We start from the raw sequence: 12,280 nt of genomic DNA, 5'->3' as shown, positions 1-12,280 counted from the left end.
CCGCTCGACCGGTCATCGGCTGGCGGGAATCGGACCTGGGTGTGCGCGGGGCCGCGGGACCCGCCTCCGGTCAGCGGCGGCGTCGGTGCGGCTGACCGGACCGGCCGGCGCGGGAGCCCTGACTGGTTCGGTCGGCCTGGCCGGCAGGGCTGGACCGGTTGCCCTGACCGGCGCGGTTGGCCTGGCCGGTCAGCAGGGCCGAACGGAACACACCGTCCGGGTCGTACCGCTTCCACAGCCGCCGGACCCGGGCCCCGGTCTCGCCCGGGTAGATCCGGGCGAACGCCGCCGGGTCGGGCCGGCTCTCGAAGTTGACGTACGCGCCGTCGGCGCGTGCCCCGGCGGCCCGCCACGCGGCGTTCAACGCGGCATCGGCCTGCGGCGGAAACACCGAGGCCACGATCAGCGTGTCCTGGTGGCGATGCGGGTACGCGGTCGCGTCGGAGGCGACGTCGTTCACCGCTCCGCCCAACGAGCGGAGCTGGACCACCGCCCGCCCCGGCCCGGTCACCGCTCGCGTCACGGCCCGCGCCCCGGCGTCGTCCAGTGCGGTGAACAGACCGTTCGTGGTCGTGCCACGCTGCTGCCCGACGTTGGGGTTGAGGTGCGCGGTCGGTACCAGCGTCGGGTAGGGCAGCAGGTCGGTCCGGTGTTCGAGCACCTTGCCGATGGCGAGCAGCGGTTCCACCGCCGGTCGGGCCCGGCGCAGGCTCTCGGCGGCGACCACGGCGGTGATCGACATGAGGACCGATCGACCCTCCGCGAACACCACGGCGGCCGCTGACAACTCCCGTGGCGCCTGGGCAAGGTAGCTCGTCCACTCCCGGACGGTGCGACCGTCCGGATGCGCCTCGACGACCAGCTGCGCGACACCGACGTTGCGCTGCTCGGCCGCCTCGATCTCGAAGGCCACCACGATGCCCGCGCCGGCCCCGGCGCCACGGACCAGCCAGAACAGCTCCGGCTCGTGGTCGGCGTCCGCGCGTACCAGCGTCCCGTCCGCCAGCACCACCTCGACGGCGCGGACCCGGTCGATGGTGAGGCCGTGGGCGCGGACCAGCCAGCCGACACCACCGCCGGTCGCCAGACCGCCGACGCCGACGCCGCCGTAGTCACCCGAGCTGATCACCAGGCCGTACGGGGCCAGCGCCTTCGCCACGTTCGCCCAGCGCGCGCCGGCCTCGACCCGGACCAGGCCGGCCCGCTCGTCGATCACCTGAACCCGGTTGAGCATGGACAGGTCGATGACCACCCCGCCGTTGTTGGACGAGGCTCCGGACAGGCCGTGCCCGCCGCTGCGGACCGCGATGGGCAGCCGCTGCTCCCGCGCGTAGCGGAGCGCGTCGACCACCTGCGCGGTGGTCTTCGGCAGCAGGACCGCGGCCGGTGACGCCGACCTGGTGTACGTCGAGCGCAGTTGCGCGTACCGGCGGTCGCCGGGGGTGACGATCTGCCCCCGCAGGGAGTCGGGCACCCGGGCCATGGCGGTGCTCATCGTTGCCCCCGCAGCTCGCACCTCGGGTGTCCGGGATCGGTCATGGTCCAAGAATGAGCGGGCATGCCGGCCTCGACAAATTCGGTGGAGGGTCCCCTCCCGTCGGCGGGTTCGCACGGCGCTCGTCGGTACGGGGAGCGCCGGGCGAAGGTGACCGGAATCTCCTGGGTTGACCGGTCAGGCCGGGCCGGAAGAACCACCGACCTGACCGGTTCTGCTCAACGCGACGGGCTCGGCGAGGCAGTCGGGCGGCCCGGCACGCCGGGCGGGCCCGGCGGAGTCGACGGGGTTGGTGAGACCGTCGGGCGGCCCGGCACACCGGGCGGGCCCGGCGGAGTCGACGGGCTCGGCGTGACAATCGGTCGGCCCGGCACACCGGGCGGACCCGGTGTGATTGACGGGTCCCCGGGCGCGCCCCCGGGGCTCGGTACGACCGTCGGCACCGTGGTGGGCGCGGACGGGGTGGGCACGGGTGGGCTGGGCACGGCCGCCGGACCGGCCGGGCTGGGCACGGCCGGGGGAGGCTCGTCCGAGCCGGTCGCGGCCAGGGCGAGCGGGGTGGCGATCAGGATCGCCGCCAGGGTGCTCACCGCCCCCACCGTCACCGTGACGCGGCGCCTGTTGCGCACCCGCCGTTCCGCTCGGCTCAACTGGTCATGCACGATCGGTGCCTCCTCGGCCAGGTCGGTGAGGGTGGAGCGGATGAGGTGCTCGAAGGGTTCGGTCATCGCCGTACCTCCAGCCTGTCGACGTCCGGCAGCAGGTCGCGCAGTCGCTTCACCGCTCGATGGGTACGGCTGCGTACGGTCCCCACCGAGCAGCCCAGCAGCTCGGCCACCCGGGCTTCGGGCAGGTCCTCGTAGTAGCGGAGAACCACCACCGCGCGCTGTGCCGGTGGCAGGTGACGCAGCGCGGCCCGCATCGCCAGCCGCACGTCGGTGCCGCCGCTCGGGTCGCCGCCGACCGGTTCGTCGGCCGGGTTGAGCGGTGTCTCCCGCCACCGGCGCAGTCGCCGCCACCAGCTGATCTGCTCGCGGTACATCACCACCCGCAGGTAGCCCTCGGGATCGGCGTGCCGAATGGTTCCCCACTTCGGGATGGTCCGCGCCAACGCCGACTGGAACAGGTCCTCGGCGGCGTTGCGGTCCCCGGTCAGCAGGTACGCGACCCGCATCAGCGCCGGAGTCCGGCTGCCGACGAACTCGGCCAGCCGCGCGCGCTCGTCCTCGTCCACCCACCACCCCCGTTTCGTTGTCACAGATACAGACGTCCCAGGTCATCGTCGCTATCCACGATCGGTGGGGTTTTTCGGCCCGAAAGTGTCGGTCGTGCCGGGTAGCGTCCGGCCACCAACTGAAGAAGGGGTGCGGCGAAATGACGAGCGTGGCGGGTTGGGCGGCGGCGTCGACACCGGGTGCGTTCCCGCCGCTGCCCCGCGCGGTGGCGCAGTCCTTCTATCGCCGGATGCGGGCCGTCGCGCCGGCCGCCGTGGGCGCCATCGAACGGGACCGGGCGGGCAACCCGGAGCGGAGCTTCCCCCACACGGCTTGCGGCCGGTTGGCCGGCTCCCTCGACGACGCGGGCCTGCGGGCGCTCGGGATGTGGACGCACCACTGGTGCATGCGCTTCTACGACGACGACACGAGTGTCGGTCGGCGATTGATCCGCGAGATCGCCGCGCGGCCGGGGCTGGGCTGGACGGCCGACGAGGTGCGTTGGATGCTGCGCGAGTCGGTCTCGGTCGGGCCGGCCGCCGCCGACCGGTTCACCCTGCCCCGCGCCGCTGCCGGGCAACTGCCCCCGGCCGACCGTCGGGCCCTGGGTCATTGGCCCGAGGTCGAGGTGCCCCGCCAACGACGGCCCGACCAGTCTGGTTGATCATCAGCCTGGCGGGGCCCGACCCGTTGCCCGCCGGCGGCGGGTCGGGCCCGCACCGAGCGGGCGGAAGACCGGCTGCGGCAGGATGGACGCCGCACCGCCCCGACGGAAGGACGCTCCGATGCCCGCCAGCGAACCGACCATCATCGCCACCAGCATGGGCTTCTTCCGGGGCGACCGCGGGCCCTACGACCTGCGCCCCAGCCCGGTCTTCGAGCTGGCGGCCGAGTTGGCCGAGGCCGGCCCGCAGCCACGGGTCTGCTACCTCGGGCAGGCCGTGGGCGACCAGCCCACCTCGCTGACCGCCGTCTACGGCGCGTTCGCCGACACCCGGTTCCGGCTGTCACACCTCGCCCTGTTCCCGATGCCCAACGTCGAGGACGTCCGCGCCCACCTGCTCGCCCAGGACGTGATCTGGGTCGGCGGTGGCAGCGTGGCCAATCTGGTCGCGGTGTGGCGGGTGCACGGGCTCGACGAGATCCTGCACGAGTGCTGGCAGGCCGGCGTGGTGCTGGCCGGCGTCTCCGCCGGCTCGATCTGCTGGCACGTCGGCGGTGCCACCGACAGCTTCGGCCCCCGGCTGCGCGGCTTCACCGAGGGCCTGGCCTGGCTGCCGTACGGCAACGGGGTGCACTACGACAGCGAGGGCCAGCGCCGCCCGCTCATGCACGAGCTGGTTGGCGACGGCACGCTCCCCACCAGCCACTGCACCGACGACGGCGTCGGCCTGGTCTACCGGGGCACCCGGCTGGTCGAGGCAGTCGCGGACCGCGAGGGCGTCTCGGCGTACGAGGTCAGCCGCGGCGCGGACGGCAGCGTACGGGAGGCGGTCATCGCCCCCCGCCTGCTCGGCTGAGCGTCACGCCTCGTCGACGGCCTGCCGGCGCAGCACCGCGTCGAAGACCTGGGCCAGCTCGGCGGCGTCCTCCCCGGCGTGGTGCGTGTGCGGCATGTCGTGCAGGCCCAGCTCGTGCTTGATCGTGCCCTGGCGGGTCTGGGCCCACTCGCTGCCGGTCAACCCCATCCAGTAGCTGCGGAGATCAACACCAGAGCCGGTCGCGCCGAACGGGCTGTGCCCGACGAAGCGGACGAAGTACCAGTGCACGAACATGCCGTCCCAGACGGCCGGGGCGGCGAGGAAGACCGGACGGCCGACCCGGCGCAGCCCGTTGACCCAGGCCGCCGCGGCAGACATCGCCTCCTGCGCGGTGGGCGCCTCCCGCAGCAGCCGGTCCCGGTCCAGGCCGGAGACGGCCAACGCCGCCGGTACGAACTCGTCGGAGATGGGGCGCAGCTCGGTGTAGAAGGTCAGGTCGGGGCGGCCGGCCACAGCCATGCCCAGCGAGATCATGCTGTACGGCCCGGGGATCGGCCCGTCCGCCTCCACATCGACGGCGATATACAGCTCAGGCAACGTCGAGGTCATCCCACCTCCAGCAGCGGAACATCGAAACGGGAGACTAGCAACGCCCGACCGGGCCCGGTGGGAGCGACGATCGACCACCGGCGCGGCGCCGAATCGGAGCCGCCTGGACCGGCCCGGCCGGGACCGGCGTAAGCTGGCCCGTCGTGAGTCTCACCATCGGCATCGTCGGCCTGCCCAACGTCGGCAAGAGCACGCTTTTCAACGCGTTGACCAAGAACGACGTGCTGGCGGCGAACTACCCGTTCGCCACCATCGAGCCCAACGTCGGCGTGGTCGGGCTGCCCGACGAGCGGCTGGGCAAGCTGGCCGAGATCTTCTCCTCGCAGAAGGTGTTGCCGGCGCCGGTGTCGTTCGTCGACATCGCCGGCCTGGTCCGCGGCGCGTCGAAGGGGCAGGGCCGGGGCAACGCCTTCCTGGCCAACATCCGCGACGCCTCGGCGATCTGCCAGGTCGTCCGGGCCTTCTCCGACCCGAACGTGGTGCACGTCGACGGCAAGATCTCCCCGGCCGACGACATCGAGACGATCAACACCGAGCTGATCCTCGCCGACCTGCAGACCCTCGACAAGGCGCTGCCCCGGTTGGAGAAGGAGGCCAAGCTCCGCAAGGACCGGGCCGCCGCCGTCGCCGCCGCGAAGGCCGCGATCGAGGTGCTCGACGGCGGCACCACCCTCTACTCCGGGGCCGCCGCCGCCAAGATCGAGCTGGAGCACCTGCGCGAGCTGCACCTGCTCACCACCAAGCCCTTCCTGTACGTCTTCAACGTCGACGAGGCCGAACTGGCCAACGAGACGTTCCTCGACGAGCTGCGCGCCCTGGTCGCCCCCGCCGAGGCCATCTTCATGGATGCCAAGATCGAATCTGAGCTGGTGGACCTGCCCGAGGAGGAGGCCCGCGAGCTGCTGGAGTCGATCGGGCAGAACGAGCCCGGCCTCAACCAGCTCGTCCGGGTCGGCTTCCGCACCCTCGGTCTCCAGACGTACCTCACGGCCGGCCCCAAGGAAGCGCGCGCCTGGACCGTCCCGGTCGGCGCCACCGCTCCGGAGGCCGCGGGTGTCATCCACAGCGACTTCCAGCGCGGCTTCATCAAGGCCGAGGTGGTCTCGTACCACGACCTGGTCGAGCACGGTTCGATGGCGGCGGCCAAGGCGGCGGGCAAGGTCCGCATCGAGGGCAAGGAGTACGTCATGCAGGACGGCGACGTGGTGGAGTTCCGCTTCAACGTCTGAATCCGGCCTGTTCCCGGAGGTCAGGCGATTGAATCGTTGCCCGGGGGCACGTCGGGGGCACACCCCACGCGTCATCGACGGCGCGGCGGGTGCGTTCCTCCGAGTCCAACATCAGGTGGCCGTACGTCGACAGGACCAAGGTTGCGTTCTCCTGCCCCAAACGCTCGGCGACCACGATGACCGACTCGCCCTGCATCAGCGGGACCGCCGCGTAGTGGTGCCGCAGGTCGTGACTCGTGGTGCCCTTGGGTAGCGAGGCCCGCTCGACGGCCGCCGAGAAAATCCGCGAGCCGTAGTAGTCGTGTCGGTAGGGGCCGGCGAAGCGGGTGGTGAACATGGTGCCGTCGGCAGCCGGCGGGAACTGCGCCGAGTGCTCGCGGATGGCGGTCGCCACCACTGGGGGAGCGGGATGGTTCGGCGCGATCGGCGTGTCTTCGGCTCGGTGCGCAGCTTGGACTGTGGCGCGAACTGCCATTCGATCCGAACTGTCCGGCCAACGTGGTCCACATCCTGGACGCGCAGTGCGAGCAGCTCGCCGAGGCGCAGCCCGAGGCCGGCTTGCACGATCACCATGGCCCGGTTGCCAGCGGGCATTGCGGCGGCCAGGGCGCGGACCTGATCGACGGTGAGAGGCACGATGCGTTCCCGGTGGGCTGACGGCAGGCTAATTCTCACCACGGGAGAGCGACCGACAAGGCGGCCCGAGACGGGCCGCACGCGCCGCCGTCTGGGCGCGCGTCCGTCGCTCCGCTGGCGCTCCGACTCCGGCCACGCAGGACGCCGGGCGGCTGGCGCGGAGAGCACGTGAGCCCAAGACGCGGCGGGGCCAGCACGTCGACCAAGCCGCCGCAGGTCAGGAGCGAGGCCGTTCAAGTTCCGCTTCAACGTCTGAGTCAGGAGTTCCTGGCTTGCACGAAGTCCGCGTAGTCCTCCCCGGCAACCCCGTGGTTGTCCCAGCGATCCGTCGACGCCCCGGTCGCACGCTCTGTTAATTCCAACGCTTCGGCCGGGCCTTCAACGTGACCGATCACTCGGCCGGGCCCCGGGTCGTCCTCGCCGTCTGGGTACAGCGACGGGAACACCGACAGGTCCCGGCGGTTCTCGTCGTCCAGGTCCTGCACGTCATCCATGGACGCGTTGTAGCTCTCTTGCCAGGGCCGGATGGACACCCAGCGGATGCCTTCGACGCCAGCAATCACGACGGGTCCGAGGAACTGCTCGGCCTCGTTGACCGGCCCCTCCTCTGTGCAGAAACGCATGCCCGTTGTTGTCGACAGCAACCGGGCCAGACGGGGAAGGGCTCAGTGGGACAGCGCGGACCATTGCCCGAGGTTACGGACAGGTGCGGACTGACCCGAACAATACGCCCAGAACGTGCAGGCGTGAGGTCGCGGCTGCGGCGGCTGGCTCTGCGGAGGGACTTACTCGGTGACGAAGACGCCAACGCCGGGAAGCGTTTCGGTCATCCCTTTGATCCGTAGTACCTGCATGGCACGGTCGATCACCGGCTCGGTGACCCCGTAGTGCTCGATCAACTCGCGCCGACTGGGCAGCTTGGAGCCGGGCTCAAACTCGCCGGACTTGATGCGTTCGGCGAGGTCGTCGGCGATCTGCTCGTAGCGGTAACGCGGCGGCACGTGGTTCTCCTCGGTTGGCAACACGAGTAGACCACCTACGTCAGCCCTTGACTACCCAACGGTACCTGTGGGAGGTTGCCGAGGAGGTCGATTCCCTCGGTTGGCGCTGTGGGCCGTCCTCGCCGGCGTGGATGTTCGGCGCGTCCCCCGCGCTCGGGCATCCACGCCTCCAGATTGCTCCGGTGCAAGGAGACGGCAGTGCTCCCTTCGACATGGGCAGGGCAGACCCTGGCGCGACCGGACGAGGCGAGCCGGTGAAGCGAGTTTCGTACGACGAGTACGTGCTGGCGGTGGCGCTGACTCTCGCTCGCCGTCACCGGCCCGTCTGGTCTTGGCAGCACTGGCGGCGTATCTGCCGCTGCGGAGGCGATCTGCCATGCCGAAGCCATCACCGCATCCCGATCAACCGCGGCCACTGGCCCAACCAGGACGGCCCGCAGTGACCACTCACCACCCGATCAAGCCGGCCTGGACGTGCGGCGGCTGTGCGGGGGATTGGCCATGCCCGACCCGGCGCCGAGAGCTGCGAGCGGAGTACGACCGCGCCCCGGTGTCACTGGCCCTCTACCTGGCCGCTCAACTCGTCAACGCCGCCCAGGATCTGGCCCACGTCCCCGCCGGACACCTGCACTACCGATTCCTCGGCTGGACCCGATGAGCATTCTGCGGCCGGGTGACGAGAAGTTCCACTACAGCGATGGCTCCCACAAATGGATCCCACCGGACCCGGACTACGACCAGGAGGTCTGGGACGAACAGGTCCGCCAACACAAGCACGGCCACCTCAGGGACGAGCGCCCGAAGGTCCGCATCCAGCGCCTCGTCTGAAGCCGGCAGTGCAACAGCGAAGTACAGCAACCGTGCCAGCCGAACCAGCCCGAGAGGCACGCCAGCAGGCCGTCTGACGTCACATCAAGTCCGACCCGACCGGCTTGCTGAGAGCGCACACCGAAGCGGTCGCCATGCCCGAGGCGTGCCCGACACAGGGGTCAACACCGGCCCGCAGGGTGGACGAGGCAGGGGCACTCCTGGACGACAGCGGACCGGAGCGCCAGCGCTTAACCCCGATTTGGCCAGGTCGCCGCAGGTCGTGGGAGCGGCCATACAAGTTCCGCTTCAACGTTTGAGCCCGACTCTATCGCGGGGCGGGCGTTAGTCCTGGTTCCGCTGACGGCTGCTCGGCTTGCGCTTTGTCCCGGCCCTGGCGTTCGTGAACTGTCGTTGGCGCTGGCCGTGTTGCTGCCGCTGCCAGTCACGTCGCCGGCGGTCGCGTTGTCGCTGGTAGCCGCGGGCGATCACAGCTAACGCCATCCACCCGGACAGAACCAGACCTGCCGCTCCGACCTCCCCTTGCAGCCGGCCCCGGTGCCCGCTGAGGATGCCGAAATCGGTGACGAAATCCTCCGGATCTTTGGGGTTGACCCAGATTCGCACCGGACTGCCGGCCGCCAGGTAGACCTCCCAACAGCCAACCTCGGCTTGACGCTGAGCACCGGCGAATTCGTAGCGCAGGTGCATCGTGTTCCGCCGCTTGTGCACGAGTTCATCGACGACTGCCTGGGCTGGCACGCCATGGACCCGTCCAGGCGTCGTTGTCCTTAAAGGTCTTGAAGGGCAGCCACATCATGACCATCCCGACGAGGAGGCCGAGTACGTAGACGGGGTAGCGGGCGCGCCACCAGCTCCGCAAGATCTGCACGGTGGTCATGGTCGCAGTCAATGTCCACATGCGGCGGTACGTTGACCGGATGACGGAACAGCTGCTCCGATCGTCGTTCGGCGCGGCGGCGACCGCGTACGCCGAGCACCGCCCGGATTACGCGCAGGCCGCGGTGCGATGGGCGTTGGAGCCCGCCCCCGGCCTACGCGTGCTCGACCTGGGCGCCGACACCGGCAAGCTTTCCGCGACGTTGGCGGCGCTGGGCGCGGATGTCGTGGCGGTCGAGCCGTCCTGGCCGGTCTCTGGAACATCATGGACGACCGGGTCGGCTGGGTTGCCGGGCTCGAACGGGTCAGCGGGAGTGCGGCCATCGGCCCGCGTGACACGGTGAGCAGTTGGCGCACGGCTACGGCGGACATGCTCGTTCCGAGCACCGGCCGGATCGCCCGGTTCGGGTCGGCGGAGCAGGTCGAGTTCCCGCACGGGCAGCGCCGTACCGCCGACTCGCTCGTCGCGACGCTCGCGACGCGGGCCGGGATGCTGGTCATGCCGGAAGAGGAACGAGCCGCCACGCTCGACCGGATCCGCGCCTACCTCGGGAGCCGACCCGAAACCGCGCAGGGCGAGTTCACGCTGCCGATGCTGACCGGCGTGCTGCGCGCCCGCCGCCGCTGATGGCCGGCGACCCGGCGAACCGACATCGGGGCGGTGCAGTGAAAGCTGTGCTGGCAGGTGCCGAGGTGGCGCTGGTGGGCCTGTTCTCGGCGAAGGACGATGAGTTCGAAGGCAAGCTCGATCTGCTGGCCAGCCTGGTGGAAGCCCGCGGTGGCCAGGTCGTGGGCCGGCACGTGCAACGGCGGGGAGTCTCTTCGGGCGGCGCGGACAAGATGGGCGACCCGTTGTCACGGCGGACGTTGCTCAGCCCCGGTAGGGCACGCGAAGTCGCCGAGGCCTGCCGGCAGCGCGGGGTGGGCGCCGTGGTCTTCGCGCACCCACTGACCGACCACCAGCGGGCCGTCCTCAGGGACATGTTCGGCTGTCCCGTCCTGAGCGGCGAGGACCTCCGATAGGTCAGGGACGGACGGCCCTCTCGCCATGGACGCTCGCGTACTCCGCGGCGAGCCAGGGCCCGAGGTCGTCGATGAGTTCGTGGAGCGACTCGGCGCCCTACTGCTCGGCCCAGGCACCCAGCTCGTTGCCGCTGGGGTCGGTGAAGTGGAACCGCCGGCCACCGGGGAACTCGTACGGCCCGTTCACCACCTGGCCGCCGGCCTCCCTGACCGCCTGCACGGACCGGTCCAGGTCGCTGGAGTAGAGCAGCACGAGCGGGCCGCCCGCCCGAACCTCCCGGTCCACACGGAGACCGCCGACCTCGGGCGCGGCGTCGCCGTGTGGGCTGCGGATGCCGGCGTACTCCGGCCCGTAGTCGTTGAACTGCCAACCGAACGCGTCGGCGTAGAACCGCTTGGCTGCGGCGAGGTCGGTCACCGTGAGTTCGACGTAGTCGATGGCGTGGTGTCGGTGCGGCGATGGCTCAGACATGCGCAGATCGTGCACCTCGGGTACGACGAAACCGCGACGTGCAACGAAAGGTTGCGCGATGGGCGTGGTCTGTCGTAGGTTCAGTGCAACCAAAGGTTGCGAAAGGTTGTGGGCATGGAACAGGGAACGATCGAACGAGACATCCACGTCAACGCGTCCCCCGAAGTCGTCTTCGAGGTGGTCAGCCAGCCCGAGCACATGCGCGAGTGGTGGCCCGACGACGCGCGGTTCGAGTCCGTCGCCGGTGCGCCCGGCGAGCTGGTCTGGCGCGACGCCGACACCGGCGCGACGAAGACCGTCGCGCTGGCCGTCGTCGAGGTCGACCCGCCGAAGCGGTTCTCCTTCCGGTGGTGTTTCACCGAGCAGGACCGGAGCGGGCAGGCGCTCTTCGTCACCTTCGACCTGGTGCCCAGTGGCGCCGGGACGCTGATCCGGATGACCGAGACCGGCTTCCGCGAGCTGGGTTGGGAGGTCGCCGTGCTGGAAGAGCAGTACCGCGACCACGAAAACGGTTGGGACCACTACATGCCCCGGCTGGGCGAGTACGTCGCGCGGCTGGTCGCGACCCCATGAGCACGGCGGTCGACGATGAGCTGTGGTCGGCGATCGGCGACCCGATCCGGCGTACGATGATCGATCTTCTTCTCGCTGACGGGCCGGGCACGGCCACCTCGTTGAGCAGACGGCTACCCGTCACCCGCCAGGCCGTCTCGAAGCACCTGGCGGTCCTCGACCGGGTTGGGCTGATCCACGCCGAACCGGCCGGTCGCGAGCGTCACTACCAGGTGGACGAGGCGCAACTCGCCCGCGCGGTCGCCCAGTTGTCGGCAGTCGGCTCCACCTGGGACGCCCGCCTGCGCCGGATCAAGCGCATCGCCGAGACGATCGAACGCCACCGCACCAACAACCAGGGAGGCTGAGAATGGTCGATATTCTGCACCAGGTCGGCGTCGTCGCTCCACTCGCCGACGTCTACCGTGCGGTGGCAACCCCCGAGGGCGTCGCCGGCTGATGGTCGGTCGACACGACCGGCAAGAGCGAGGTCGGCGGTTCGCTGGCCGTCCACTTCGGTGACGAGGGCGGGTTCGACCTGGAGATCCTTGAGCTGGACCCGGCCGGTCGGGTGCGGTGGCGGGTCGTCGGTGGCCCCGAGGAGTGGATCGGCACCGAGATCGGCTGGCGGCTCGGCCAGCGAGGTCGGTACACGATCGTCGACTTCACGCACTCGGGCTGGCGCGAGCCGACCGAACTCATGCACGAGTGCAGCACCAAGTGGGCGATCTTCCTGATGAGCCTCAAGGAGCTGGTCGAGACGGGGCGCGGCCGGCCGGCGCCGGACGACGTCCAGATCAGCGACGGGCACTGACCTCGGTACCCACCGAGAGGCGGAGGTCGACTCGGGTTCCTTGACGT

Annotated in this window: 20 protein-coding genes and 1 pseudogene; 12 read left to right on the top strand and 9 right to left on the bottom strand. The window is 70.6% G+C overall.

What is annotated here, in order from left to right; translation table 11 throughout:
- Window positions 1-70: 70 nt before the first annotated feature.
- The 3 genes from PSH03_RS18025 to PSH03_RS18015 all read right to left on the bottom strand — a co-directional run bounded on the left by PSH03_RS18025 (window position 71) and on the right by PSH03_RS18015 (window position 2,729).
- The gene (locus PSH03_RS18025; protein ID WP_238689837.1) at window positions 71-1,495 is read right to left on the bottom strand and encodes an FAD-binding oxidoreductase; all 1,425 of its coding nucleotides are present in this window, start codon (window positions 1,493-1,495) and stop codon (window positions 71-73) included.
- A 218-nt stretch (window positions 1,496-1,713) separates the two neighbouring features.
- Complete coding sequence (locus tag PSH03_RS18020) at window positions 1,714-2,223, bottom strand: hypothetical protein (protein WP_238689867.1); 510 nt, start codon at window positions 2,221-2,223, stop codon at window positions 1,714-1,716.
- Window positions 2,220-2,729: a SigE family RNA polymerase sigma factor gene (locus tag PSH03_RS18015; protein ID WP_210785843.1), complete on the bottom strand. Its 510-nt coding sequence runs from the start codon at window positions 2,727-2,729 to the stop codon at window positions 2,220-2,222. The genes PSH03_RS18020 and PSH03_RS18015 overlap by 4 nt, the downstream gene beginning before the upstream one ends.
- A gap of 140 nt (window positions 2,730-2,869) precedes the next feature.
- Between PSH03_RS18015 and PSH03_RS18010 the strand changes: the two genes are divergently transcribed.
- Window positions 2,870-3,373, top strand: a complete 504-nt coding sequence (locus tag PSH03_RS18010; protein ID WP_238689836.1) for a hypothetical protein — start codon at window positions 2,870-2,872, stop codon at window positions 3,371-3,373.
- A 121-nt stretch (window positions 3,374-3,494) separates the two neighbouring features.
- Window positions 3,495-4,229 carry a Type 1 glutamine amidotransferase-like domain-containing protein gene (locus PSH03_RS18005; protein ID WP_238689835.1) on the top strand — a complete coding sequence of 245 codons (735 nt, stop codon included), beginning with the start codon at window positions 3,495-3,497 and terminating at the stop codon, window positions 4,227-4,229.
- Window positions 4,230-4,232: 3 nt separating this feature from the next.
- On the opposite strand, the gene PSH03_RS18000 is transcribed toward PSH03_RS18005, so the two are convergent.
- Window positions 4,233-4,799: an exonuclease gene (locus PSH03_RS18000; RefSeq protein WP_238689834.1), complete on the bottom strand. Its 567-nt coding sequence runs from the start codon at window positions 4,797-4,799 to the stop codon at window positions 4,233-4,235.
- Between the two features lie 143 nt (window positions 4,800-4,942).
- On the opposite strand from PSH03_RS18000, the gene ychF reads away from it, so the two are divergent.
- Complete coding sequence (gene ychF, locus PSH03_RS17995; protein WP_091406282.1) at window positions 4,943-6,028, top strand: redox-regulated ATPase YchF; 1,086 nt, start codon at window positions 4,943-4,945, stop codon at window positions 6,026-6,028.
- On the opposite strand, the gene PSH03_RS17990 is transcribed toward ychF, so the two are convergent.
- Window positions 6,018-6,425, bottom strand: a complete 408-nt coding sequence (locus PSH03_RS17990; RefSeq protein ID WP_238689833.1) for a site-specific integrase — start codon at window positions 6,423-6,425, stop codon at window positions 6,018-6,020. The two genes, ychF and PSH03_RS17990, sit on opposite strands and share 11 nt — an antisense overlap.
- Window positions 6,426-6,526: 101 nt before the next feature.
- Between PSH03_RS17990 and PSH03_RS17985 the strand changes: the two genes are divergently transcribed.
- Window positions 6,527-6,685, top strand: coding sequence for a hypothetical protein (locus tag PSH03_RS17985; RefSeq protein ID WP_238689832.1), 159 nt, complete (start codon window positions 6,527-6,529; stop codon window positions 6,683-6,685).
- 236 nt (window positions 6,686-6,921) lie between these two features.
- Here the strand turns inward: PSH03_RS17985 and PSH03_RS17980 are convergent, their stop codons facing one another.
- Together PSH03_RS17980 and PSH03_RS17975 are read right to left on the bottom strand one after the other, a co-directional pair.
- A complete protein-coding gene (locus tag PSH03_RS17980; protein ID WP_210785849.1) occupies window positions 6,922-7,287 on the bottom strand; it encodes a hypothetical protein in 366 nt (121 codons plus the stop codon).
- 162 nt (window positions 7,288-7,449) lie between these two features.
- Window positions 7,450-7,689, bottom strand: a complete 240-nt coding sequence (locus PSH03_RS17975) for a winged helix-turn-helix domain-containing protein (RefSeq protein WP_210785850.1) — start codon at window positions 7,687-7,689, stop codon at window positions 7,450-7,452.
- 415 nt (window positions 7,690-8,104) lie between these two features.
- Here PSH03_RS17975 and PSH03_RS17970 point away from each other — a divergent pair, with 415 nt between their 5' ends.
- Both PSH03_RS17970 and PSH03_RS17965 read left to right on the top strand, forming a co-directional pair.
- Window positions 8,105-8,323, top strand: a complete 219-nt coding sequence (locus tag PSH03_RS17970; protein WP_210785851.1) for a flavin reductase — start codon at window positions 8,105-8,107, stop codon at window positions 8,321-8,323.
- Entirely contained in the window at window positions 8,320-8,493 is a 174-nt protein-coding gene (locus PSH03_RS17965) for a hypothetical protein (protein WP_210785852.1), read from the top strand. Before PSH03_RS17970 ends, PSH03_RS17965 begins: the two co-directional genes overlap by 4 nt.
- 324 nt (window positions 8,494-8,817) lie before the next feature.
- Here PSH03_RS17965 and PSH03_RS17960 read toward each other — a convergent pair whose 3' ends face one another.
- Window positions 8,818-9,234 carry a DUF3592 domain-containing protein gene (locus PSH03_RS17960; protein WP_210785853.1) on the bottom strand — a complete coding sequence of 139 codons (417 nt, stop codon included), beginning with the start codon at window positions 9,232-9,234 and terminating at the stop codon, window positions 8,818-8,820.
- A 179-nt stretch (window positions 9,235-9,413) separates the two neighbouring features.
- Here PSH03_RS17960 and PSH03_RS17955 point away from each other — a divergent pair, with 179 nt between their 5' ends.
- The 3 genes from PSH03_RS17955 to PSH03_RS17945 all read left to right on the top strand — a co-directional run bounded on the left by PSH03_RS17955 (window position 9,414) and on the right by PSH03_RS17945 (window position 10,395).
- Window positions 9,414-9,716, top strand: coding sequence for a class I SAM-dependent methyltransferase (locus PSH03_RS17955; protein WP_238689831.1), 303 nt, complete (start codon window positions 9,414-9,416; stop codon window positions 9,714-9,716).
- Window positions 9,713-10,000: a hypothetical protein gene (locus PSH03_RS17950; RefSeq protein ID WP_238689830.1), complete on the top strand. Its 288-nt coding sequence runs from the start codon at window positions 9,713-9,715 to the stop codon at window positions 9,998-10,000. Before PSH03_RS17955 ends, PSH03_RS17950 begins: the two co-directional genes overlap by 4 nt.
- Window positions 10,001-10,065: 65 nt before the next feature.
- Window positions 10,066-10,395, top strand: a complete 330-nt coding sequence (locus PSH03_RS17945; RefSeq protein ID WP_238689829.1) for an HflX-like GTP-binding protein — start codon at window positions 10,066-10,068, stop codon at window positions 10,393-10,395.
- Between the two features lie 97 nt (window positions 10,396-10,492).
- On the opposite strand, the gene PSH03_RS17940 is transcribed toward PSH03_RS17945, so the two are convergent.
- The gene (locus tag PSH03_RS17940) at window positions 10,493-10,867 is read right to left on the bottom strand and encodes a VOC family protein (RefSeq protein WP_210785855.1); all 375 of its coding nucleotides are present in this window, start codon (window positions 10,865-10,867) and stop codon (window positions 10,493-10,495) included.
- A gap of 114 nt (window positions 10,868-10,981) precedes the next feature.
- On the opposite strand from PSH03_RS17940, the gene PSH03_RS17935 reads away from it, so the two are divergent.
- The 3 genes and pseudogenes from PSH03_RS17935 to PSH03_RS17925 form a co-directional block, all read left to right on the top strand.
- On the top strand, window positions 10,982-11,440 hold the full coding sequence (locus PSH03_RS17935; protein ID WP_238689828.1) for an SRPBCC domain-containing protein: 459 nt from the start codon (window positions 10,982-10,984) through the stop codon (window positions 11,438-11,440).
- Window positions 11,437-11,787 carry an ArsR/SmtB family transcription factor gene (locus PSH03_RS17930; RefSeq protein WP_210785857.1) on the top strand — a complete coding sequence of 117 codons (351 nt, stop codon included), beginning with the start codon at window positions 11,437-11,439 and terminating at the stop codon, window positions 11,785-11,787. Before PSH03_RS17935 ends, PSH03_RS17930 begins: the two co-directional genes overlap by 4 nt.
- A gap of 128 nt (window positions 11,788-11,915) precedes the next feature.
- Window positions 11,916-12,233 (top strand): annotated as a pseudogene (locus tag PSH03_RS17925) (SRPBCC family protein); the annotation flags it as partial.
- Between the last annotated feature and the right edge of the window lie 47 nt (window positions 12,234-12,280).

The organism is Micromonospora salmantinae (genome assembly GCF_022230905.1).
Lineage (GTDB): Bacteria > Actinomycetota > Actinomycetes > Mycobacteriales > Micromonosporaceae > Micromonospora > Micromonospora salmantinae.
This window is presented reverse-complemented; position numbering and strand designations above follow the sequence as displayed.

Excerpts from the sequence above, each read along its gene's own strand:
- PSH03_RS18025 (WP_238689837.1), bottom strand. The coding sequence starts at position 1,495 with ATGAGCACCGCCATGGCCCGGGTGCCCGACTCCCTGCGGGGGCAGATC.
- PSH03_RS18020 (WP_238689867.1), bottom strand. The coding sequence starts at position 2,223 with ATGACCGAACCCTTCGAGCACCTCATCCGCTCCACCCTCACCGACCTG.
- PSH03_RS18010 (WP_238689836.1), top strand. The coding sequence starts at position 2,870 with ATGACGAGCGTGGCGGGTTGGGCGGCGGCGTCGACACCGGGTGCGTTC.
- PSH03_RS18005 (WP_238689835.1), top strand. The coding sequence starts at position 3,495 with ATGCCCGCCAGCGAACCGACCATCATCGCCACCAGCATGGGCTTCTTC.
- PSH03_RS18000 (WP_238689834.1), bottom strand. The coding sequence starts at position 4,799 with ATGACCTCGACGTTGCCTGAGCTGTATATCGCCGTCGATGTGGAGGCG.
- PSH03_RS17980 (WP_210785849.1), bottom strand. The coding sequence starts at position 7,287 with ATGCGTTTCTGCACAGAGGAGGGGCCGGTCAACGAGGCCGAGCAGTTC.
- PSH03_RS17965 (WP_210785852.1), top strand. The coding sequence starts at position 8,320 with ATGAGCATTCTGCGGCCGGGTGACGAGAAGTTCCACTACAGCGATGGC.
- PSH03_RS17955 (WP_238689831.1), top strand. The coding sequence starts at position 9,414 with ATGACGGAACAGCTGCTCCGATCGTCGTTCGGCGCGGCGGCGACCGCG.
- PSH03_RS17940 (WP_210785855.1), bottom strand. The coding sequence starts at position 10,867 with ATGTCTGAGCCATCGCCGCACCGACACCACGCCATCGACTACGTCGAA.
- PSH03_RS17935 (WP_238689828.1), top strand. The coding sequence starts at position 10,982 with ATGGAACAGGGAACGATCGAACGAGACATCCACGTCAACGCGTCCCCC.
- PSH03_RS17930 (WP_210785857.1), top strand. The coding sequence starts at position 11,437 with ATGAGCACGGCGGTCGACGATGAGCTGTGGTCGGCGATCGGCGACCCG.